The following is a 22,632-nucleotide window of genomic DNA, read 5'->3' as shown; positions in this document are numbered from 1 at the left end:
TTTTTTCCTTCTTTACGTGCATTTCAAATTAAATAGAACTATTGCAACATAATAATTACCATTTAAAAATTATGTTGTAAAACTATAATTCACTAGTTTTGTTTAAGTAATTGTTGTCGATATTTAAACAAAACAAATGACTTACACCATCTCAGATCTTGAACAGCTTTCGGGCATTCAATCTCATACCATTAGGATATGGGAGCAGAGGTATAATGCGTTAACGCCTATGAGATCTGAAGGTAATACGCGTTTTTATGATGATAAACAGCTGGTTAAACTATTAAACATTGTTAGTTTAAATCAATCTGGCTTAAAGATTTCAAAAATCTGCAAGCTCTCTGATGATGAGGTAAAAACACTTTTAGTTAAAGAATACCATCAAACTTCTGATGATCAACAAACAGAATACTACATTACCCAGTTAATAAAATTTGGAATTGCTTTTGATGAAAAATCTTTCTGCGACTTATTAAACGAAGCTTTGAGTGCTTTTGGATTATCTGAAACCTATAAAAAAATAATGTATCCTTTATTGGTTCGACTGGGGTTAATGTGGTTAAAGGATGATATTTGTCCGGCACATGAGCATTTTTTAACCAATATTATTCGACAGAAAATTTTTTCGTCTATTAATGATATTCAGATTGAAACAGCTAAAAGTAAAACTTGGTTACTGTTTCTACCTGAGGACGAAGATCATGATATTGGTTTACTTTACGCCAATTTTTTTCTTCGTTCTGCCAAGCAAAAAGTAATATTTTTAGGAAGCAAAGTACCTTTAAATTCAGTAGAAAGAGTTTTAGCCTTAAATAATATTGATCATGTTTTGCTTTTTATGGTCAAGTCTCGCCAAATTGATACTGCACAGCAATATATAAATCAACTATCAGCAATATGCCACTCCACACAAATTCATTTGGCTGGAAACGGAAATGTGATCGAGAAGTTAACAAAATCAGATCACATTAACTGGATAAAAAGCCTAAACGATTTTGAAAATTCAATCCCAACACAAACGACTAAATGAAAGAAATGTTTGATCAATTATCCGCAGAATGCAGTAAACTAACCACAAGAAGGTATAGTACTAGTTTTTCGCTTGGCATCTATTTTTTAAGTAAAGAGATTAGACAACCAATATACTCAATCTATGGTTTTGTTCGCCTTGCGGATGAAATAGTAGATAGTTTCCATCAATTTGATAAAAAATACCTTTTAAATAAATTTAAGCAAGATTCTTTCGAGGCTATTGAACTTGGCATTAGCTTAAATCCGGTTTTAAATTCATTTCAAAAAGTGATTAATGAATATCAAATCGATCATGAGCTTATTCATCTTTTTTTAAATAGTATGGAGATGGATTTATGCGAGCAAACCTATACTCCAGAGCTTTATGATACTTATGTTTTAGGATCGGCAGAGGTAGTTGGTTTAATGTGCCTTAAAGTTTTTACCAAAGGTGATCAGAAAGAATACGAACGATTAAAACCGTATGCAATGAAGTTGGGCTCGGCGTTTCAAAAAGTGAATTTTTTGAGGGATGTCAAAGCAGATCATCAAGCTTTAAACAGAAGTTATTTTCCTAATGTAGATTTGGCTTTGTTTTGTGATAATCAGAAAAAACAGATTGAAGAAGAAATAGAAGCCGAGTTTAAGGAAGCGCTGATTGGAATCAAAATGTTACCTTTGTGCTCTAGAAATGGGGTTTACTTAGCTTATATTTACTACAAAAAGCTTTTTAACAAAATTAAGGGGTTAACGGCAGAACGAATTATGACTGAAAGAATCCGTATTCCGAACCATCATAAAATAGGTTTGATGTTTGATTCTGTAATTCGCCATAAGCTAAATGTTATTTAAAAAACCTACAATTATTAAATGAACGAACAGGTTATATTAGTTGATAAAAATGATTTGCCGATAGGGCAGATGGAAAAAATGGAGGCTCACGAAAAAGGTGCGCTTCATAGAGCATTTTCTATATTTATTTTTAACACTAATAACGAATTGTTGTTGCAACAAAGGGCAGTAAGTAAATATCATTCTGGCGGTTTATGGACGAATACCTGTTGCAGTCATCCTCGTGTTGGCGAAAACAATCTTGATGCTGCAAACAGAAGACTTTTGGAAGAAATGGGGATGGTCTGTGATTTAGATTATATTTTCAATTTTACTTACCGAGCCGAATTTGAGGAGGGATTGACAGAACATGAGCTTGACCATGTTTTTTTCGGAATCTCTAATCAGCTTCCAATAATTAATACAGAAGAAGTAGAAAGCTATAAATATGTGGATTTGGCTTTTTTAAAAGCTGATATCAATATTCATCCAGAACTGTATACGCCTTGGCTTAAAATATGCTTGGATAAAGTTATAAGCTACTTAGAAATTGCTTCAAAATAAAAAACGGGCATACAGCCTAAGCCATATACCCGTATCTAAATTAACGCTCTCGAGGACAAATATAGAGTTACTTTCCATAAATCCTAAAAGATTAACAATTCTTTTACGTTAAAATTATAATTGATTAATGTTGATGATTTTCATTTTGAAACTAACCCTTTCAAAATGAAAGGGTTTGATTAATCAGTTCTCTATCCAAAAAATATTTTTATTTGTTTTAAACTTCATAGCACAGGTTTCTTAGTTGTTTTTAATATAAGGCATCAGCTTTGAATACCGCTTTCCATGAAATTTAAATAAAAATGGAAAGTCGAATAATTTTTGTGCGTATTGCAACTCCAGAGGATGTACAATATGTTAATGAAATAATAAAAGAAACTGAAAGCTCTGCAATTGCAAGAGGATCTGGTATATCAAAGAGAACCCCAGAATCTATATCTCAAAAAATTTTAGAGGGTAAAGCAGTAATTGCGGTAACCACCACCAACGAATGGGTAGGGTTTTCGTATTTTGAAACTTGGGAAAATGGGAATTTTGTTTCCAATTCTGGATTAATTGTTGCACCGAAATTTAGAAACTCCGGCGTAGCAAAATGTATCAAAAACAGAATTTTTAAAATGTCTAGGCGCATTCATCCGAATGCCAAAATATTCAGCATAACTTCTGGTGCAGCAATAATGAAAATGAATAGTGATTTGGGTTTTGAGCCCGTAACCTATGCAGAAATTACACATGATTTTGACTTTTGGGAAGGTTGCAAAAGCTGTGTTAACTATGATATTCTTAATCAAAAAAAGAAATGCAATTGCCTATGTACGGCAATGTTGTTCGATCCAACGCTAAAGCATTCGTCAGATTCATGCCAGTAATTCAGTTTTAAAAAATTTATCAAGTAAAATAATCAGATAAAAATGAACTTAACAGTAAGCCGTAAAGCTATAACTCAACCAGATTTAAATTTAGCCTACAATCAAGCCATACATCTTTTAAAAGATTTAATTTCTACGCCATCATTTAGTGGTGAAGAAGGAACAACAGCAGATATTATTGAGACTTTCTTAAATGAAAAATCAATTTCTACATTAAGGAAATATAACAATATATGGTGCTACAATAAATATTTTAAAGAAAGTAAACCGACAATTTTATTAAACTCCCATCACGATACGGTTAAACCGAATGAACAATATACATTAAACCCATTTCTGCCAATTGTAGAAAATGATAAGATTTATGGCTTAGGCAGTAACGATGCTGGTGCATCATTAGTTTCGTTAATTACAGCATTTGTTTATTTATACGAACGAGAAGATTTGCCTTTTAACATTTGCCTTGCTGCAACCGGAGAAGAAGAAAATTCTGGTTTGAATGGGATTAGAAGTATTCTGAACGATTTAAAACCCATAAGTTGCGCAATAGTTGGCGAACCCACAAAGATGGATATGGCCATTGCCGAAAAAGGATCAATGGTTATAGATTGCATTTCTAGAGGAAGGTCTGGCCATGCAGCAAGAGAAGAAGGCGATAATGCGATTTATAAAGCAATAAAGGATATTGATTGGTTTGCTCACTACAATTTTCCCATAGAGGATAATCTTCCAAACCCTGTTAAACTTTCGGTTACTCAAATAAATGCTGGCCTGCAGCATAATATTGTTCCCGGAGAATGCAGTTTTACGGTCGATATTCGTTTCGACCATAGCTACTCTGAAAAAGAAATCCTTAACACCATAATCAATCACACCAGTTGCGATTTTAATGTTAGGCCAAATGTTTTAAATCCATCCAATATCGATGTTCTGCATCCATTGGTTGTTGCAGGCTTAGCAATAGGAAGAAAAACTTATGTATCGCCTACCAGTTCAGATCAAGGCTGGCTGGATCTGCCATCTGTAAAAATGGGACCTGGAGATTCAGCAAGATCGCATACTGCCGATGAGTTTATTTTAATTGAAGAAATAGAAGAAGGCATTAACATTTACATTCAATTACTCGAAAATTTAATGCTCGATAATCAACCAATTTTGCCCAATAGGAAATTGTTTTTTAAATAAAATTTAGTCGTACTTTTTTTGACAGATACTACAATAGTAACTTTGCCTGTGTGTTTTTCCTAATTCTTTTTTTTCTATTGGATGACCATTCGGGCAAAGTTTCTGACTGTAAACTTCCCAGTGTTTGCTTAGCGTATTTTCCTTTTTCCATTTTAAAAAATCAAAACTATAATGCCTAGCTTCTTTAATTAGTTCTTTTATTTTGGCTGGTGGCAAATCTTTAATCTTACTCAAAGGATGGATTCTTGATCGATACAGTATTTCATTTTTTATAATATTACCAACACCTGCAAATATATGTTGATCCAATAATATATCACAAACGTAGGATTCTGGATCTTCTTTTAACTTCTTAATTGCCTTTTTACTATCCCATTCATCAGCCATAATATCGGTAGTCCAATCATATAAAACATCGGCTTTGCCTTCTAATAAATCAACTTTACAGGTGTAAAAATTCAGTTCATCCTTTTTAAAAGTTAAGCCCAATTTCAAAGCGGTTTTTTTGGTGTCGTTTATTAGGTAAGTTCCAAATAGCATAAAATGAATCCGGATGGTAAAATCATTGAAGCAGATTAAGAAATGTTTCCCCCAACTTCTAAATTCCTGAATTTTTTGATGGAGCAATCTATCCTTATCAATGGTTTTCACGTTGCCGGCAACTTCAATTATCTCAGGCTTGTGCAGATGCAACTCTGCTATTAATTCTTTTAAAATAACGATTGATGGACCTTCAGGCATATTATTCGAACTTTAATTTTTTGAACTTGAAATTTCCTTTAATCATAGAATTAAAATATTTCCCTTTTGATATTGATGTTTTCATCGCTTCGAAAGTTTTGTTCGGAACGTTTTTATAGAGGTAAACCATTCCGGTTAAAAAGGTTATTTTTAATGTTTTTGTGGCAACATCGTAACTGAAATGATCAATAACAGAAGAAGACATGAAAGAAAACTTAGAAATAAGAAATTTAATTATTGCTTCAATTCAGATTCTTCTTTGGCAACTCTTATTTTTTCTTTCTTTAAATCAATCCGTATAATGTTATACAAACTCATATAAACATTCGCAATCCAAATGATTGAGAATCCTGCTAAAATATAACCTCGCCAATCGTTGTAAAGTAGCGTAAATTTTGTGATGAATAAGATCAGTATCGTAACGTAATGGCTGAAGCAATATTCGCAGGTAAAAACGTAGAAGAATTTTCGTTTAACTAGTTTATTGCAACTTTTCGATTTATCTACACAAAATTCTCTCGCTTCTTTAAAAATTTCCTCTTTTGTAACCGTCCATGCAATGCAGGCAACGGGGAGCGCTAAAATAAAAATATAGCAAATGTGGGTTTCCATAGGGATGAACAATTGAAAATTGAATTATTTAGAGAACCTCAAATCGTTAAGAATGTTTTACTTAAGCCATAAACATTTTGATTACATTTATGTTTATTTAGAAATTTAATCGATTATATCATTATGGAAAGAGCAGAAATTTTATCTCTACTTGAGGTAATCAACCAACAGGTAAGTTCTTCAGTTTTGGGTGGAATGGAAGAGAAATACGAAGAACTAGAAAGCATGGGTTTAATAACCATTAATCGTGATGCTGTACAATGGTCTTCAGCAATGACTCCTGCCGGAAATGCTTATTTAGGTCACGATTAGCTTTAATTCTCGTCTTAAATTCTTTGATCGGATTATTAATGGATTTCTGTTAAATTTGTGGAAAGTTTAGAATGGGTAATTTTTTTAAAACCCATCTATCGCCATTATGAATAATTTTCCATTAGAATTAAGAACTGTTAACGTTACCAGATATGTTACGCCTTTGCGAGAAGGTGGATCTATGCCTGCCATTGCCGAAGCCGACGATGGTTTTTTATATGTTTTAAAATTTCGAGGCGCAGGCCAGGGTACAAGAGCCTTAATTGCCGAATTAATTGGTGGCGAAATTGCCAGGATTCTTGGTTTACGCATTCCCGAACTTGTTTTTGCAAACTTAGATGAAGCTTTCGGTCGCACCGAACCCGACGAAGAAATTCAGGATTTATTAAAAGCAAGCGTGGGTTTAAACTTAGCTTTACATTATCTTTCTGGAGCAATTACTTTCGATCCAACCGTTACTGAGGTTGATTCCAAATTGGCATCACAAATTGTGTGGCTAGATTGTTTTTTAACCAATATGGATCGCACTTGTCGCAATACCAATATGTTGTTGTGGCATAAAGAACTTTGGTTAATCGATCATGGTGCTGCATTGTACTTTCATCATTCTTGGCAAAATTGGAAAGAGCAAGCCGAAAGACCATTCGTTTTGGTTAAAGACCATGTTTTATTACCCTGGGCTTCAGAGTTAGAATTGGTTGATCAAGAATTCAGCGCAATTTTGAATGCCGAAAAAATTCGAGCCGTAATCAATTTAATTCTTGATGAATGGCTAGAAGGGGAAACAAATTTTGAAACCAAAGAAGAACACCGTAATGCTTACGCGTATTTTTTAGAAAAGCGATTGGCACATTCTGATATATTTTTAAAAGAAGCACAGCATGCAAGAGAAATTCTTATTTGAGTATGCTGTAATCCGGGTAATGCCAAGGGTAGAACGCGAAGAATTTTTTAATGTGGGCATTATTTTGTTCTGTGCTAAAAAGAAATTTCTTCAAAGCATTTTTTATTTGGATAAAAACAAGATAAATGCTTTTTCAAAAGAAATCGATATTGATGAATTAACCGCTAATCTTACTGCTTTCGAAAGAATTAGCAATGGACTAGATGGTTCAGGGCCGATTGGCAAATATGATCAGCCATCGCGTTTTAGATGGTTAACAGCAACGCGAAGTACGGTTTTACAGTGTTCTAAAGTTCATCCTGGTTTTTGTATCGATCCTAATGAAACCATGCTGAAGTTGCACGATGAATTGGTTTTATAGAAAGATTACCTATAATTAATTAATAGATTATCATGAAGAACAACTTCAGTTTTAATGCTGATACCCATAACTTTTGGCCAATTTACGAAGCTATAAAACATTTTTATCCAATAGGAATAACAGGAAATTATCCATCGTTATTTTTCGAATACCCGAATTTAAAAACACTTGGAAATAAAGTTGTTGATTCAATTCATAACGAAGCGAATTTTAGTTTATGGAAAGCTTTTGAAAAGCAAATTAGCCACAACCATAATTTGGAAGTGGTGGGCACAACTTATGGCCAAGCACCAAGTTTAAGTTTCGATGTAATTTTGGAAAAGGTTGAGTCTCCAGAATTTCGCAGAATAAAAAAAATAAGTGTGGCTGTGAGCTTAGTTGGAGGTTTTTTTACAATCTACGGCGTGGATGAAACTTTTGTAATCGAGAAAAATCAAGGTAGTTTAGATTTAAATTATCATTCTATTAACGTAATAACCGTATCTCCATATAAAGAGTTTGAGTCCATTTTTATTGATTTAAAAATTGCAGTTGAGGCTAAATTTAAAGGATACAAATTTGTTCCCTATGCAATAGGCAATATGACTTTAAAAGGTTTGCAGGTTCGTTATATAGATTATAATGGTGATTCTAGTATTTATAATGCGCTGTTTGACCAATTTTTAGATTCTTATGATGGCCCAGTTAGAGGAAGTAAATTTTTTGGTTATGAAGATTGGAGCATAGATCTTTCCAATCCAGATTCTGTTGGAGTATTTACAACTCCTCCACCTCAATTGTAATTACAATTCTTATTTTTTTGTTCATTTCACACCGTTTTATATTACTACCCATTGCCGAAAGAATATTTTAAAAATCTCCAAGATTTACTCAACATAGAGCGTGAAGAAGATTTACAATCGTATTTAAAACTCACCGAAAACACTTCTGCTGCAGATAGGAGAGCACTAGGCTTAACTTGGTATCCAATTGCCATTAGAAACACAGAAATTGGCCGTGGCGATTATTTAACCGTTGAACTGGAACGAACCACACATCAAGAATTTTCCCATCAATTTAGATTTGGTTCATCTGTTGTACTGTTTTCAAACCATGATGCTAAAATAGACCGGATAGAAGGTGTGATTAATCATCTGAGCGGAAATAAGATGAAGATTAGTCTTCGCATTGATGAAATGCCAGATTGGGCTAGAGATGGTAAGCTTGGGGTAGACTTGCTTTTTGATAACAACAGTTACGATGAAATGCAAGGTGCACTTAAACAGGCCACAAATCTAGCGGATAATGTAGCTGAAAATAAACTTATTAGAATTTTAACAAAAGGCGATAAACCATCTTTTCAAAATGAAGAAAAGTTTCTTCTGCCCAATAATTTAAATGTATCTCAACAACTCGCAGTAAACAAAATCATCTCTGCCAATCATCTAGCAATTGTTCATGGACCGCCAGGTACAGGTAAAACGACAACGCTGGTTCAGGCAATCAAGTCGCTGGTGAAACATAATAACCAAAAGATTTTGGTTGTGGCGCCGAGTAATACAGCTGTGGATTTATTAACAGAAAAACTCTCTAAAGAAGGGTTAAATGTGATTCGTGTGGGCAATCCTGCTCGTGTTTCTGAGCATTTAATAGCTTCTACACTTGATCATAAAATGGCAGATCATGCTGAAATGAAAAATATTAAAGCTTTAAAAAAACAAGCAAATGAGTACAAAAACATGGCTCATAAATATAAGCGAAGTTTTGGTAAAGCAGAGCGAGATCAACGTAAGGCACTTTTTAATGAAGCGCATAAAATAGGCAAGGAGGTAGAGCAGATTGAGCAGTACATTATGGATAATCTGTTTAACAATGCACAAATTATTACTGCAACTTTGGTTGGCGCAAATCATTATACCGTTAGAAATCTTACCTATAATACAATCGTAATCGACGAGGCCGGACAAGCGCTCGAACCTGCATGCTGGATCCCTATTTTGAAAGCTCAAAAAGTAATTTTAGCTGGTGATCATTTTCAGTTGTCGCCAACGATAAAATCTAATGAAGCAGCAAGAAATGGCTTAAGTAAAACTTTATTAGAAAAATCTGTACTGCTTCATCCAGAAGCTGTTGTGTTGCTAAATGAGCAATATAGAATGAATGAAAAAATTATGAAATATTCTTCAAAGGTATTTTATGATAATCAGTTAAGTGCACATCAATCTGTAGCAAATCATTTGCTCTTTTCTGAGGATGAACCACTAACTTTTATTGATACAGCAGGATGTAGTTTTGAGGAGAAATTGGATGGAACCAGTACCACAAATCCTGACGAGGCCAGTTTCTTGATCAAGCATTTTACGAAGCTGGTTGAAGATTTAGAGGCAAAAAATCTAGCTAATAACTTTCCAACAATTGCTATTATTTCGCCTTATAAACAACAGGTTCAAATTTTAAAAGGTTTGGTAAAGGAGAATGAAAAACTGATTCCATACCATGAAAAAATTTCAGTAAATACAATCGACAGTTTTCAAGGGCAGGAGCGAGATGTGGTTTACATCAGTTTAACCAGAAGTAATGCCGAAAGTTCAATCGGTTTTCTTTCGGATATTAGACGGATGAATGTTGCAATGACAAGAGCAAAGAAAAAACTTGTGGTAATTGGCGACAGTTCTACCTTATCCAAATCTTCATTTTATGCCAATTTTATTCAATATGCAGAAGATTTAGGCGGATATCATAGTGCTTGGGAGTTTATGGATTTATAAATGTGAGACCAATCATTTTTTGAGTTTAGGCTTAAGTCAATTAATTTGTTATTTTTGATCAATCATCCCAATTATAAATCTCTCAAATGAATAATAATCTCAAAATTTTAATTGCTGATGATAGTGAGTTGATGCGGATTGTTATGAAAGGTTTTTTTAATAAACTACTTCCATCCCCAATAATTACACAGGCCTCAAATTTAAACGAGACGTTTGACTTAATAAGGAGAGAATCGTTCGATTTGTTGATCTTAGATATCAATATGCCCAACGGCGATAGTAATCCAAAAACTGTAATAGAGATCCATGCCATCCAGCCAAATTTAAAAGTCTGCATGTTCTCTGGTAATGATAAATCTTTATTGGAGCAAAGTTATTATGATGCAGGTGCAATTGGTTTCATTCAAAAAAACGAAAAAATGGGCTCATCAGCAGAAGAACTTTTAAAGCTATTATATCCTAACTAAACTTTTTCTAGTTTTTTATCTTCTAATTTACCAGAAATAGATGCTCCTGCAATCAACAATTCTTGAGTAATGGTTTTAGTATATTCGGTAATCTCAGCTTTAAAATCTTTAACTGAAGCTCCAGAACGAATTTCTTCTAATCTTTTTTCCCACTGTCCCGTAAGCTCAGCTTGGGCAATTTGCTTATCCTTAACTACATCATAAACGGCTAAGCCCTTTGTTGTTGGTACAAGATTTCGTTTTTCCCTGGTAATATATTCCCGCGTTATAAGTGTTTCTATAATCGATGCCCGAGTGGCCGGCGTTCCTAAACCACTATCTTTCATTGCGTAACGCAATTCTTCATCTTCAATTTCCTTACCCGAAGTTTCGAGTGCTTTTAGAAGTGATGCTTCGTTAAACATAGATTTTGGCTTAGTTTGCTTTTCCATCAAAGACTTCTCCGTAATTGGAAGTTGCTCACCTACGGCAACTTTTGGTAAAGCTGCGTTGTCTTCATCTTTTTTATCATCTTCTGTTTCATTAAAAACAGAACGCCATCCTGCAGAACGAATTACGGTTCCATTCGCGATAAAAGTTAAGCCAGATTGGATGGTTATTTTGGTAATCTCTTTTAAACATTCTTGATGAAAAGCCTCAATCATCCGTCCAACAACCATATCATAAATGGCTTGTTTATCGCTACTTAAGCCATAAGCATTTTCTCCAGTAGGTAAAACGGCATGGTGATCGGTAACTTTTTTTGAGTTTACACTGCGCTTATTTAATGCTATAGTTTGTAAAAATTGGGCTTGTTTACCAAAGTCGGGATGATCGGTAAATTTCGTAATCAAACTTGGAACACCAGCAAAAACATCATCACCAATATAACGGCTTCCAGTACGGGGATAAGAAACCAATTTGCTTTCATACAAATTCTGTAAAATATTCAAGGTTTGATCTGCAGTAAATCCCTTTTTCTTATTGGCTTCTTGCTGTAAACTACTTAGATCATGCAACAAAGGTGGTGGTTCTTTTCTTGGTTTAGCCTCAACTGCAGTAATATTTCCTCCATTCGGAAAGCCAGAAGGTACATCCTCAATTAAGCTAAAAAGTTTCTCAGCCTCTTCTTTGTCTTTATAATTAGAAATAGAAACAGCTTTAAAAGTTTGTTCATCCTTTACCAGCTGAATACTAATTTGATAATAAGTTTGGGGAACGAAATTTTTGATTTCAAGGAATCGAGCACAAATCATTGCTAGGGTAGGCGTTTGAACTCTGCCTAAAGATAAAACTGTTCGGTTTCCTGCAGAAATACTTAAAGCTTGCGTGGCGTTCATACCAACCAACCAATCTGATTCTGAGCGGCAATGTGCAGAATTAAACAAAGTATCGTAATCTGTACCCGGTTTTAAATTTCTAAACCCATCTTTAATCGCTTCGTCAGTTTGAGAAGAAATCCATAATCGTTTAAAAGGTTTTTTGCACTTTAAAAAGTAATAAATATATCTGAAAATGAGTTCACCTTCACGCCCAGCATCCGTAGCAACAATAATTTCTGTAGCTTCATCAAAGAGCTTTTTTATCGTATCAAGTTGTTTTCTTACAGCAGGATCTTCAACAAAACCATCTTTGGTTTTAATTTTTCTGATGGCCAATTTAAATTTGAGTGGCAGCATGGGTAAATGTTGCTTTCTCCAACCAATAAAGCCATAATCTTGAGGTGGAGCCAATTGTAAAAGATGCCCAAAAGCCCAGGTAAAAGAATATCCCTTACCCTCAATGTATCCATCTTTTCTGGTGGTCGCTCCAAAAACTTTGGCAAGTTCGCGACCAACAGAAGGCTTTTCTGCAATTACAATCTTCATGAATTAGAATGTTTTCTAAACCTCAAAGATGATTAAAATTTTTTGTGTGCGACTTAAATTTTTACTCACAATATAACCCGCTGGAAGAGAAACCTTTTGGTCGGTTTTGTGTTTGCAGGATAAGATTTACGTAACAAAATGTGATTTGTCAAATCTAAAAATCGATATGAATAAAGTTTACGAATTAGAAAATTGCAAAATTAAGGTTCATCTAGAACCCAAGCTAATTCGTGTTTACAGCAACGCAGAGTTGTGGCGTTTTTTTGATGGCAAACTGAATTCAAGATTTAATCTTTTAACCGAAACCATAAAAACTAACTATAGAAATCATTTCGGTGTGGATTTAAACATCACAAACGATTCTTTAATTGTCGAAATCGTTGTGCATGTTTATTGCGATTATATTGGTTTGGGATTTAATCGTTTTATAAAAATCCGTTGGATTCAGAAGTTAGTTGGAAAACTTTTAAAACGAGCTGAGATTGTAGATTGTGGCGAAAAAGGCGTAGACAGCAATCGTTGGCTTTGGGATTTCTTATCCAAATATAAAGCTCAAATTTTAAAGCTATTGCCCAAAAACCTCAATAAAACAAGTTTAAAAAAGCACTAATCCATATTGGATGCGAAAACCTGTTCTTGATTTAGCGCAAGGCCCGCCGCCAATTGCTCATTAAGAAACTGTGAATAATATCGCTGATCAGAATTATTGATAAACAGAACCGTTCGATCAGAAATTGTATTGATTACCTGATTTGCCAACTTGCTCGCAACCGCTGGGCAACCCTGGCTTCTTCCTAATCTACCCAATTGGTTTATGCTTTCCTGGCAAACATAATCTGCACCGTGAACCACTATCGCCCTTTCTCTAGCATTATTATTAAAGCCATTATCCATGCCATCTAATTTTAAAGAACGGCCATGCTTGCCAAAGTAAATTTCTCCAGTTAAATAAAAGCCGATACTGCTTTGATTGGAATTTTCTGCATTGGAAAAGCTAGTTGCCTTGTCTCCACCACTATTTTGTCCGTGGGCTACCCAAGTGTTTAAAAGCAATTCTTTTTTATCTAAATCAATAATATACAGCCGTTTTTTCGAGCTTTCTTGATCGAAATCCGCTATTGTTAAAATAGGTTTAGAGTGTAACAAACCCGAATATTTCATGTTGTAATATCCAGTTAAGGCTTTCTCGAATACCATTTCACTTAAACCAGCAGAATCTAAATGCGCTGTATGGTAAAGGTTTAAAATGTAGCGATTGTAAAGACTATCTTGTGCTATATTTTTAAGAGATTGTTCTTGTGTGTGTGGAGCCTCCACCGCTTTCCAACTCGTTCCGACAATGCTGATACTCACCAAAATAATCGCAGCAATGCCCAGGATGTTTCTCTTCATTCAGGGATGTTTGGTTTATAATATTGAACTAATTATACGCCAATTAAATAAATTTGTTGTGTCTGTTTAGATTGTCAGGTTGTTTAACTGGTTTCCTTTACATTGGTATGACTTACCATTAACTATTATAGCTTTTTGGAATGTGATTTTGATTTAAATGTTTGAGGATCATCAACAAAGCACGAACTTAGATGTTATAACAGAAATCATTTCAAATGAAAATTTTACTTACAGGAGCAAACGGATATATTGGTACTCGACTCTTACCGCTACTTTTGGAAGAAAAGCATGAAGTAGTTTGTATGGTTCGCGATAAACGGAGATTTGCGCTTCAATCAGATTTAAGTGAAGAGGTAACCATTGTTGATGGAGATTTACTAAATGCGGAAAGTCTAAAGCAAATTCCAAATGATATCGATGCGGCCTACTATTTAGTCCATTCTATGTCATCTAGCGATGCCAAATTTGAGGAAATGGAGAAAAAATCTTCCGAAAATTTTTCTACCGCAATCAGAAATACAAATTGTAAACAGATTATTTATCTAACTGGTATCGCAAACGATGATCATTTATCCAAGCATTTAGGTTCTAGATTAGCCGTTGAAGAAGAGCTTAAAGCATCAGGGATTGCCTGTACAATTTTGAGAGCAGCCATAATTATTGGTTCTGGCAGTGCTTCATTTGAAATTATTCGAGATTTAACAGAAAAAATTCCGCTGATGATTACGCCAAAATGGGTAAAAACCCTTTGCCAGCCTATCGGGATAAGAGATGTTTTGGCCTATTTAACTGGTGTTCTTCATAATGAAAAATCTTACAACCAAACTTTTGATATTGGTGGACCCGACGTTTTAACCTATCGAGCAATGTTGCAGGGCTATGCGGATGAACGGGGTTTGAAGCGATGGATAATTACCTTACCTGTTTTAACCCCTCGATTATCTTCGCTCTGGCTAAATCTAATTACTCCAGTACCATATTCACTCGCCCGAAGTTTGGTTGATAGTATGAAAAATGAAGTGGTTTGCAAGGATGATAAAATCCACGAAGTTGTACCAAGAAAGTGCTTAACCTATGCAGAAGCACTTCATTTAGCTTTCGAAAAGATTGATCAAAACTCAATAGTTTCCAGCTGGAAAGATGCCTTAAATCGTGGCTACCTAACTACTAATTTTATGGATCAAATTAAGGTTCCACAAAATGGAACTTTACAATACAAAGTTAAAATGCCCTTCGAACGCAAAGCTGAAGAGGTTTTTGACAACATTTGGAGTATTGGAGGAAACAGAGGCTGGTATTATATGGATTGGCTTTGGCACTTTAGGGGTTTCTTAGATAAAATTTTTGGAGGCGTGGGCACCAGAAGAGGCCGAACCAGTAATACAGATATTCAAGCAGGAGACGTGTTGGATTTTTGGCGGGTTTTATTGGCCGATAAAAAGAGCAAAAGACTGCTCCTGTTCGCTGAAATGAAAGTACCTGGAGAAGCTTGGTTAGAGCTTAAGCTCATAGAGTTTCATGGCAAGGCTTTTCTATCTCAAATTGCTACATTCAGACCAAAAGGATTGTGGGGAAGAATGTATTGGTACGCCATGTGGCCGTTTCATGTTATCTTATTTAAAGGCATGGCCAAACAGATTACAACATATAAACCCGAAAGTTAAAATCTATTGTCTATTTTTACGGCTAAATATAATTTAAATGCCTGAGCAAGACAAAGACTATTCTTTTTGGACCAAATACAAGCATTTTGCTTCAACGGAAATTTTAATGTATTTAATTATGATTATTGGAATTACCCTAGGGATTATTTTTTTAAGCTAAGTGCTAACTTTAAGTAATCGGCAGAATTTACATCGCCAACAAATTTTGCAAAAGCTTCATAACTTTCTGCAGGGAAAGTACCTTCGTTTAGCACTAATTTTCTATAATAAGTCAATTTTTTCCCATCAACACTCGTTTTCGAAATATATTCGCCAAAGGGGCTTTTTAAATTTTTGCTCTGAGGCATTATAAATTCTGTTTGCACATTATCTGGCAGCGTATAGGTAATCACATCTTCATCGGTATAACCTCGATTTAAATAAACCGGTAAAGTTCTGTTTCGAACCTCTGGCACAGACCTTTTAATATTGAATGCATTGAGTTGCAAGAACATTTTATTTTCATTAACAGGTGCGTAATTTCTGATATTTATCGCAATATTTTCTGAAACTTCTGGATTGATGCTCTTTTTTTGGTTGTAACTAACCGATTGAAAATCAATATTATCTATGTCGTAATATTCCTTAAGTAACTTAAATTGTTCGTTAGTTGGCTTACCAATAATGCTTTCTTGATTATCATATTGAGCACCCGAAAAAACAGTATTTACCTTGCCGGTAATATTGCCATCTGCTTTTAAAATTAGGTCAGCCTTACGAATCTGGAGATTGCTTTCTGTTGATAATTTAGGTGTGTGTATAACTTTCCACCTTCAGCCGTACATGCTAATACTAATCTATCGTCGGTAAAATCGCTTAAAAAACCGAATGGAATTTTCTGACTGGTACATTCCAACCAAGTTGTATCACCCTTTAAAGGCATGCATAAAATGATGTGATTTCCCTGCACCATGCTGGCATAAGTCGGGTCAACACTTTTTTTAGTACTTCCAGATTCTACCACGCAATAATAAGATTCTATATCTACGGCTTTTAACAAGCTTTGCATATAATTAACCAGTGCCTTGCAATCTCCATAACCTAATCGATCTACCTCAGAAGCAGGAACTGGTTGAAAACCGCCAATTCCAATTTGCACACTTATATAACGGGTTTTATCTTGGAGATATTGATAGATTTTTCGAGCTTTATCTTTCTCGGTTTTTTCATCCTTAACCAAGTCTTTAACATATTGAATGGTGGTAGGAGATAAAACAGTTTTATCTTTTAATAAGTCATCATAAATCCATTTGCCCAATTCCTGCCAATTTGAATAATAGCCTTTGCGCCCGTAATAGGTAAACTGTTGTGGCGCAATTTTTACACTGGTTTCGTAAGTTTCTGCATCAGGACTATAAGGTTCGGTTTTTACGGCCAAAATATTGGTTATTTTCCAAACCAAAGTTTTCTGTTTTTCTGTTGATGTTTCTTCTGGTTTTCCAGAGAAATTTTGAGCTTTAATTCTTATAACATCGGTTGGTTTACAGATAAAAGTATATTTACTTTTCTCCACAGAAACATCATTTCCCGGTTTGGGCACCCAGTCGGGGATAATTAAATTTTGCTTATTTCTAATTTCATAATTATAAACAATGGTGTAAGGAAATTGGTTAATCGCTGGTAAATAATGTTTAACACGGCTATCTACAAATAAGGAGAAGCCATCAGCCGCGCTTACATCAGAGAAATTACTTTGCGTAAACTTGCTCATTAATATACCAGAGGCGTTGTATATCTCGCCTTTAATATTTTTAATTGATACATTTTTATCGTAATATAAAACCAATCGAGCCTTATCTTCGCCATTTTCGTTAAAAACCGTAATTGCCTTTTTAACATTGAGCATAACATTATCTGGAGATTGCATATCAACAATTCGCTCTTCATTCCGGATACAAGAATTGGCCCTGCTTCGAAGGTTGGCTGGAATTAAATCTACATCATAATTATCCTGACAAAAACCATTTGTTGCAACAAAAAATAGAAGGATAAATGTTATGATTAATCTCATTTTGAGTCTTTTTTAAATAGAAGTTCTGTTTTTTGATTTTGAATAATTTTACTGTAAAACTCCTTTAAAACAAGATATTCTTCTGCCGGATAAATGGCATTGTTGAGCTGTAAAATTTGACTGCATGAAATTGAATTATCTTCAAAAGAGGTTTTTAGCAAGTATTTTCCACCATTATTGGGGAGCGCTATTGCCATATCCTTAGGTTTTTCCAATAATTCATATTTATCTGGCATGGTAATGTTAATAATAATCCGTTCATCAGAAGCGGTTCCAAGATCGATAGGGTAAGTTCTGTCGTTTAAATTATAAGGGTTTTTAGAAATGGTATTTATAAAAAAAGGACTAAAATAAAATTGAGTTTTCATGCCATCATAAACCGTAAATTCTACTTCGTAACGCTCAGTAAGCGTGTTTTCTACACTATCCAAATTAGTGATTTGCTGTTTTAAAATCTTAATTTTTGGCATTCGCTCATCCAGTTTTTCTACATATTCTTCTGGTGAACTATAACGTTTAATTTCTCTCCTTTTGTTAAATGCTGCATAACCAGAACTGTGTGTCGTAATCGTTCCAGTAATTTTACCATCACTATTTAAGGTTCCGGTTAATATGTAACTGGTAATTGTTTTTTGAGATGCTTTTAAGTCGATCCAATGAGATGGCTTTTTTAAATTGATTACTCGGCCCTGATCATTTATGCAACGAAGTGGCAGTAATCCGAAAGGCAGTAATGGCTCTGAAGCATCTAATAGATAGCTTTTATCACCAATATTTACTTTTGCAATAAGATAGTTAAAATCGCTTACAACTGGATAAAGCTTATTTACCGTACCATTTTCTCGAGTGGAAAGAATTACCGCTTCTGCATCTAAATTTGCAGTAGAAAGTGCGGAAATTAAATTTAAATTTAGATCTGCCGTGTTTCCAGATCTAATTTCCAAAGCTTTTTTAATATTATCTTCAGAGTACATTCCAACATAATTATTCCACTTAATCTGTTTTTTAATGTAATCGTAAATGGCTTTAGCTTTACTTAAATCATCGGTTGCATCTTTAGTTATAATCGGAATAAGATCCTTATAAACATCTTTCCTTTTCATCTGGGCACCAATTCTTTTTTCTGATGCCAAGTCGTAATCAATATCTTTCCAAGTTTTGGTGTAAGAAGTTTTTCCACCGTTAATATTTTGAACATCAGATAGTTCGAAGTAAACGGCAGATTTAAAATTACTCGGAGCCGTCATATTATCTTCTTCAATAAATGCAGGCACATTCTTCATTTGATAAGTAATTTTTGAGCAATCCATAGATACGCCGCCAGCCCTTAAACATTCTTTAGCCAGTTCAACTTTCTGATTGGATAACTTTTGGAATCCTCTGAGTGAAACATTGTAGTTATAATTTCCGGGGATGTAAACCATATATTCACTAATCACCTTTGGAATGTCGCTTTGAAACTCCCAAGATTTGAAATTGAAGATATTTGGCGATATCAGGCGATAGCTATATTCGATAATCGATCCTTCTTTAAGGTTTGGTAAAGTAAATTTAGTAAGCCTTAAATATTTTGATTTATTTTCTGTAAATACACCTTTTTTATCCATTATGGTTTCCACGAAACTTCCATTCTCGTAGTTAAAAGTAGAAGCTTTCAGTTCAGAGATGCTTTCTTCACGGCTATCATCCTTATACATCGGAATCACAATGTTTGCTTCTTTAAAACCCTCTTTGTTGTAGATTTTAATTTTCACATGGTGATCAAATACCAATTCCAATCGCCCCGTATTATCATTTAACTGAAGAGAGGCGGTTCCAAACTCCTTTAAAACAACTGCATTAGCATTACTATCAATGGTTTTTTTATTGAATTCATATTCATCATAGGTCGTTGCGCCGTAGTTAAAGTTTTGAGCGTAAGCCGTTAAGCTTAAAAAGAATAGTATTACAATGGTTAGAATGTTTTTCATCTGGAGCGGATAATAATTTAAGGCAATTTAAAGGTAGGAACTAATATTAGGAAATAATTTGACAATTATATTTTTAAATTAGTTAGGTTGTTTTAAAGAAGTAATGAAACCTTTTTAGCACTTTTGAATAAAAAATATTATAGAACGTTGGTGGCAAATCAATGTCTCAATCTCACATCAAAAAAGAATGAAATTAAATTTAAAACGTCCGTTAGCATTTTTCGATTTAGAGGCTACAGGTATAAATGTTGGAGCTGATAGAATTGTAGAAATTGCAGTTTTGAAAGCAATGCCAGATGGTTCTGAAATTGTTAAAACTTGGCGTGTTAATCCAGAAATGCCAATACCGTTGCAAACATCTTTGATTCATGGAATTTATGATGAAGATATTGCCAATGAACCTACGTTTAAAGTTTTGGCTCAAGAAATTGCTGAGTTTATTGGAGAAAGTGATTTAGCTGGATACAATTCAAATAAATTTGATATTCCAATGCTTTTGGAAGAATTTTTAAGAGCAGACGTAGATTTTGACATGAGCAACCGCAAGTTTGTTGATGTGCAAAATGTTTTCCATCAAATGGAACAACGTACATTAAAAGCTGCATACAAGTTTTACTGTCAGGAAGATTTAATTAATGCGCATGCAGCAGAAGCTGATGTTATAGCAACTTATAAAGTTTTACTGGGTCAGCTGGAAATGTATAAAGAAACTGAGTTTGAAAGTAAACAAGGTGTAAAAAGCATTCCTGTTGTTAACGATGTAGATGCTTTACACATATTCACAAATATTAATAAGCCAGTAGATTTTGCCGGTAGAATGGTTTTTAATGATGATAATGAAGTTTGTTTCAACTTCGGTAAACATAAAGGAAAAACAACAGAACAAGTGTTTTCAGTTGAGCCAAGCTATTATGCATGGATGAAACAAGGTGATTTTCCTTTGTACACTAAAAAGAAGTTAGATGAAGAGTGGGCGAAGTTTAATGCTAAGAAAAACGAGAATAGAGCGCCACGACCTCAAAATCAAACACCTGCTAACAAACCACAATACACGCCTAAACCTCAGCCTAAAAAGGAAAAACCAGCAGAACCAATTAATACAGATATGTTGGAGCAGCTGAAAATGAAGTTCGGGAAGTAAGGTGAAAGCTTAAAGACCAGAGATGAACTTGGTTAATATTTCAAGCACAAAAGAAGCAAGAAATGAATTCTACTTCTTTGATTTAATTATTATATGAAATTTTTAAAAATACTTAGCGTTTTCCTGATTTCGGCAATATATGCTAACGCTCAGGTACAACTTCCAATTGAACCTGTTTTTCAAAATACTTACACAAAAGGCACTAGAAATGTAGACGGCAAACCAGGTAAAAAATATTGGCAAAATAGTGCTAACTATACCTTAAAAGTCGATTTTAACCCGGCAAGCCGTTTGCTAAAAGGAAAGGTAGAAGTTGTATATACTAATCACAGTCCAGATACTTTGAAAGAAATTTGGTTTAAACTTTATCCAAATTTGTACAAAAAAGGAACACCTAGAAAAGCAAAGTTTGCAGAATCAGACTTAGGTGAAGGCGTTTCTATTAATAAAATGTTATCTAATGGGAAATCAATAAGTGATTTTAAGATTGATGGAACCAACATGACTGTGAATGTTCCGGCTGTGTTACCTGGTAAAACCATTACGTTTTCTATCGATTATAATTATACGCTAAATAAGGGTTCGCATATGCGTACAGGCCAAGTAGATGAAGGCTCGCACTTTGTTGCTTACTTTTTTCCGCGAATTGCTGTTTATGATGATGTAGATGGTTGGAACAAATTTCCCTACACAGGAGCGGAAGAGTTTTATAACGATTTTGATAACTTCAATGCAGAAGTAACTGTTCCAGGCGGTTATAGTGTTTGGGCAACAGGTGATTTGAAAAATGCTTCCTCGGTGTTTCAGAAAGATATCGTATCAAGAATGTTAATGGCTGAGAAAAACGACGCCGTTGTTGATGTAATCACCGATAAGGATTTGGCAGATAAAAAAGTAACCCAACCAAACGATTTTAATACATTCAAATTTGAAGCTAAAAATGTAACGGATTTTGTATTTGCGTTAAGCGATCATTATTTGTGGAAATCTTCAAGCCTTGTGGTAGATCCAAGTACCAAAAGAAGAACTCGAGTTGATGCCGTTTTTAATCCAAAACATAAAGATTATTATGAGGTAATAGATTTTGCTCGCAAAACAGTAGAATCTATGAGCTATACTTTTCCAAAATGGCCATTTCCATACAATCACGAAACTATTTTTGATGGTTTAGATCAGATGGAATACCCAATGATGGTAAATGATAATCCGGTAGATAACCGTGTTGATGCCATTACTTTAACCGATCACGAGATTTTTCATACCATGTTTCCATTTTATATGGGTATAAACGAAACCAAATATGGCTGGATGGATGAAGGCTGGGCAACAATAGGCGAGTGGTTAATTTCCCCGATCATTGATTCTACAATTGTTGATGAATATGGAATTCAACCAACTGCGTCTTCATCAGGGAGTAAAGACGATACCCCTATTATGACCTTGACTCCAGATCTTAAAGGTTCAGGTTCTTTTACAAATTCATATCCGAAGCCGGGTTTGGCCTATTTATACGTGAAAGATTATTTGGGAGAGGAGTTATTTACAAAAGCTTTGCACACTTACATCAAAAACTGGAATGGGAAACATCCTATGCCTTACGATTTCTTCAATAGTATTAATGAAGGCAGTGGCAAAAATTTAAACTGGTTTTGGAAAGCGTGGTTTTTTGAAGGTGGTGTTACCGACATGGCCATAAAAGCAGTAGACAAAACAGCTTCGGGATATTCAATAAACATCGAAAATAAAAGCATTAAACCTTTACCAATCGATTTAACCTTGACCTATAGTGATGGTAGTATTGAAAAGAATCACAGTACTATTGGAGTTTGGGAAAAGGGAGATAAGCAAGTTGTAATTGAAATCAAAACGACTAAAAAATTATCAAAAGTGGTTATGGGAAGTGCCCACATTCCAGATAAGGTTAAAAGTGATAACAGCTTCTCGGTGAATTAGATAATTTTATT

The 22,632-nt window shown here is 34.4% G+C and carries 23 protein-coding genes; 15 read left to right on the top strand and 8 right to left on the bottom strand.

Going from position 1 to position 22,632, the window contains the following annotated elements; genetic code table 11:
* Window positions 1–136: 136 nt before the first annotated feature.
* From H7U22_RS03130 to H7U22_RS03110, 5 genes are all read left to right on the top strand, one after another.
* On the top strand, window positions 137–1,030 hold the full coding sequence (locus H7U22_RS03130; protein WP_187069880.1) for a MerR family transcriptional regulator: 894 nt from the start codon (window positions 137–139) through the stop codon (window positions 1,028–1,030).
* Window positions 1,027–1,863: a phytoene/squalene synthase family protein gene (locus H7U22_RS03125; RefSeq protein ID WP_187069879.1), complete on the top strand. Its 837-nt coding sequence runs from the start codon at window positions 1,027–1,029 to the stop codon at window positions 1,861–1,863. Before H7U22_RS03130 ends, H7U22_RS03125 begins: the two co-directional genes overlap by 4 nt.
* 18 nt (window positions 1,864–1,881) lie before the next feature.
* Window positions 1,882–2,406 carry an isopentenyl-diphosphate Delta-isomerase gene (gene idi, locus H7U22_RS03120; RefSeq protein ID WP_187069878.1) on the top strand — a complete coding sequence of 175 codons (525 nt, stop codon included), beginning with the start codon at window positions 1,882–1,884 and terminating at the stop codon, window positions 2,404–2,406.
* A 302-nt stretch (window positions 2,407–2,708) separates the two neighbouring features.
* A complete protein-coding gene (locus tag H7U22_RS03115) occupies window positions 2,709–3,275 on the top strand; it encodes an N-acetyltransferase (protein ID WP_187069877.1) in 567 nt (188 codons plus the stop codon).
* A 42-nt stretch (window positions 3,276–3,317) separates the two neighbouring features.
* On the top strand, window positions 3,318–4,460 hold the full coding sequence (locus tag H7U22_RS03110) for a M20/M25/M40 family metallo-hydrolase (RefSeq protein ID WP_187069876.1): 1,143 nt from the start codon (window positions 3,318–3,320) through the stop codon (window positions 4,458–4,460).
* Window positions 4,461–4,463: 3 nt separating this feature from the next.
* Here the strand turns inward: H7U22_RS03110 and H7U22_RS03105 are convergent, their stop codons facing one another.
* From H7U22_RS03105 to H7U22_RS03095, 3 genes are read right to left on the bottom strand one after another with little or no spacing between them, the layout of a single operon-like run.
* Entirely contained in the window at window positions 4,464–5,201 is a 738-nt protein-coding gene (locus H7U22_RS03105) for a DNA-formamidopyrimidine glycosylase family protein (RefSeq protein ID WP_187069875.1), read from the bottom strand.
* 1 nt (window position 5,202) lies between these two features.
* Window positions 5,203–5,406: a KTSC domain-containing protein gene (locus H7U22_RS03100; RefSeq protein ID WP_187069874.1), complete on the bottom strand. Its 204-nt coding sequence runs from the start codon at window positions 5,404–5,406 to the stop codon at window positions 5,203–5,205.
* 29 nt (window positions 5,407–5,435) lie between these two features.
* The gene (locus H7U22_RS03095; RefSeq protein WP_187069873.1) at window positions 5,436–5,813 is read right to left on the bottom strand and encodes a hypothetical protein; all 378 of its coding nucleotides are present in this window, start codon (window positions 5,811–5,813) and stop codon (window positions 5,436–5,438) included.
* 123 nt (window positions 5,814–5,936) lie between these two features.
* On the opposite strand from H7U22_RS03095, the gene H7U22_RS03090 reads away from it, so the two are divergent.
* The 6 genes from H7U22_RS03090 to H7U22_RS03065 all read left to right on the top strand — a co-directional run bounded on the left by H7U22_RS03090 (window position 5,937) and on the right by H7U22_RS03065 (window position 10,604).
* Window positions 5,937–6,125, top strand: coding sequence for a hypothetical protein (locus H7U22_RS03090; RefSeq protein WP_187069872.1), 189 nt, complete (start codon window positions 5,937–5,939; stop codon window positions 6,123–6,125).
* 106 nt (window positions 6,126–6,231) lie between these two features.
* Entirely contained in the window at window positions 6,232–7,029 is a 798-nt protein-coding gene (locus H7U22_RS03085) for a HipA family kinase (protein ID WP_187069871.1), read from the top strand.
* Window positions 7,007–7,390, top strand: coding sequence for a DUF3037 domain-containing protein (locus H7U22_RS03080; protein ID WP_187069870.1), 384 nt, complete (start codon window positions 7,007–7,009; stop codon window positions 7,388–7,390). The genes H7U22_RS03085 and H7U22_RS03080 overlap by 23 nt, the downstream gene beginning before the upstream one ends.
* A 32-nt stretch (window positions 7,391–7,422) precedes the next feature.
* Complete coding sequence (locus H7U22_RS03075; RefSeq protein WP_187069869.1) at window positions 7,423–8,172, top strand: hypothetical protein; 750 nt, start codon at window positions 7,423–7,425, stop codon at window positions 8,170–8,172.
* A gap of 51 nt (window positions 8,173–8,223) precedes the next feature.
* Window positions 8,224–10,137 (top strand): AAA domain-containing protein, encoded by a 1,914-nt coding sequence (locus H7U22_RS03070; RefSeq protein WP_187069868.1) that lies wholly within the window; start codon window positions 8,224–8,226, stop codon window positions 10,135–10,137.
* Between the two features lie 86 nt (window positions 10,138–10,223).
* Window positions 10,224–10,604, top strand: a complete 381-nt coding sequence (locus H7U22_RS03065) for a response regulator (RefSeq protein ID WP_187069867.1) — start codon at window positions 10,224–10,226, stop codon at window positions 10,602–10,604.
* On the opposite strand, the gene topB is transcribed toward H7U22_RS03065, so the two are convergent.
* Window positions 10,601–12,451 (bottom strand): DNA topoisomerase III, encoded by a 1,851-nt coding sequence (gene topB / locus H7U22_RS03060; RefSeq protein WP_187069866.1) that lies wholly within the window; start codon window positions 12,449–12,451, stop codon window positions 10,601–10,603. The genes H7U22_RS03065 and topB overlap by 4 nt on opposite strands.
* A 166-nt stretch (window positions 12,452–12,617) precedes the next feature.
* On the opposite strand from topB, the gene H7U22_RS03055 reads away from it, so the two are divergent.
* Window positions 12,618–13,061: a hypothetical protein gene (locus tag H7U22_RS03055; RefSeq protein ID WP_187069865.1), complete on the top strand. Its 444-nt coding sequence runs from the start codon at window positions 12,618–12,620 to the stop codon at window positions 13,059–13,061.
* On the opposite strand, the gene H7U22_RS03050 is transcribed toward H7U22_RS03055, so the two are convergent.
* Entirely contained in the window at window positions 13,058–13,843 is a 786-nt protein-coding gene (locus H7U22_RS03050; RefSeq protein WP_187069864.1) for a murein L,D-transpeptidase catalytic domain family protein, read from the bottom strand. The two genes, H7U22_RS03055 and H7U22_RS03050, sit on opposite strands and share 4 nt — an antisense overlap.
* Before the next feature lie 215 nt (window positions 13,844–14,058).
* On the opposite strand from H7U22_RS03050, the gene H7U22_RS03045 reads away from it, so the two are divergent.
* On the top strand, window positions 14,059–15,507 hold the full coding sequence (locus H7U22_RS03045; RefSeq protein ID WP_187069863.1) for an SDR family oxidoreductase: 1,449 nt from the start codon (window positions 14,059–14,061) through the stop codon (window positions 15,505–15,507).
* Between the two features lie 143 nt (window positions 15,508–15,650).
* Here H7U22_RS03045 and H7U22_RS23005 read toward each other — a convergent pair whose 3' ends face one another.
* From H7U22_RS23005 to H7U22_RS03035, 3 genes are all read right to left on the bottom strand, one after another.
* Window positions 15,651–16,001 carry a hypothetical protein gene (locus H7U22_RS23005; protein ID WP_248284666.1) on the bottom strand — a complete coding sequence of 117 codons (351 nt, stop codon included), beginning with the start codon at window positions 15,999–16,001 and terminating at the stop codon, window positions 15,651–15,653.
* A 248-nt stretch (window positions 16,002–16,249) separates the two neighbouring features.
* Complete coding sequence (locus H7U22_RS03040) at window positions 16,250–17,557, bottom strand: DUF3857 domain-containing transglutaminase family protein (protein WP_248284665.1); 1,308 nt, start codon at window positions 17,555–17,557, stop codon at window positions 16,250–16,252.
* Entirely contained in the window at window positions 17,554–19,527 is a 1,974-nt protein-coding gene (locus H7U22_RS03035; RefSeq protein WP_187069862.1) for a DUF3857 domain-containing protein, read from the bottom strand. Before H7U22_RS03035 ends, H7U22_RS03040 begins: the two co-directional genes overlap by 4 nt.
* Before the next feature lie 187 nt (window positions 19,528–19,714).
* On the opposite strand from H7U22_RS03035, the gene H7U22_RS03030 reads away from it, so the two are divergent.
* Window positions 19,715–20,668 carry a 3'-5' exonuclease gene (locus tag H7U22_RS03030; protein ID WP_187069861.1) on the top strand — a complete coding sequence of 318 codons (954 nt, stop codon included), beginning with the start codon at window positions 19,715–19,717 and terminating at the stop codon, window positions 20,666–20,668.
* 93 nt (window positions 20,669–20,761) lie between these two features.
* Window positions 20,762–22,621 carry a M1 family metallopeptidase gene (locus tag H7U22_RS03025; RefSeq protein ID WP_187069860.1) on the top strand — a complete coding sequence of 620 codons (1,860 nt, stop codon included), beginning with the start codon at window positions 20,762–20,764 and terminating at the stop codon, window positions 22,619–22,621.
* Window positions 22,622–22,632: the final 11 nt, after the last annotated feature.

It is taken from the genome of Pedobacter fastidiosus (genome assembly GCF_014306625.1).
Taxonomy (GTDB): Bacteria; Bacteroidota; Bacteroidia; order Sphingobacteriales; family Sphingobacteriaceae; genus Pedobacter; species Pedobacter fastidiosus.
The sequence above is the reverse complement of the archived record's forward strand: the minus strand, read 5'-3'. Positions and strand labels throughout refer to the sequence as shown.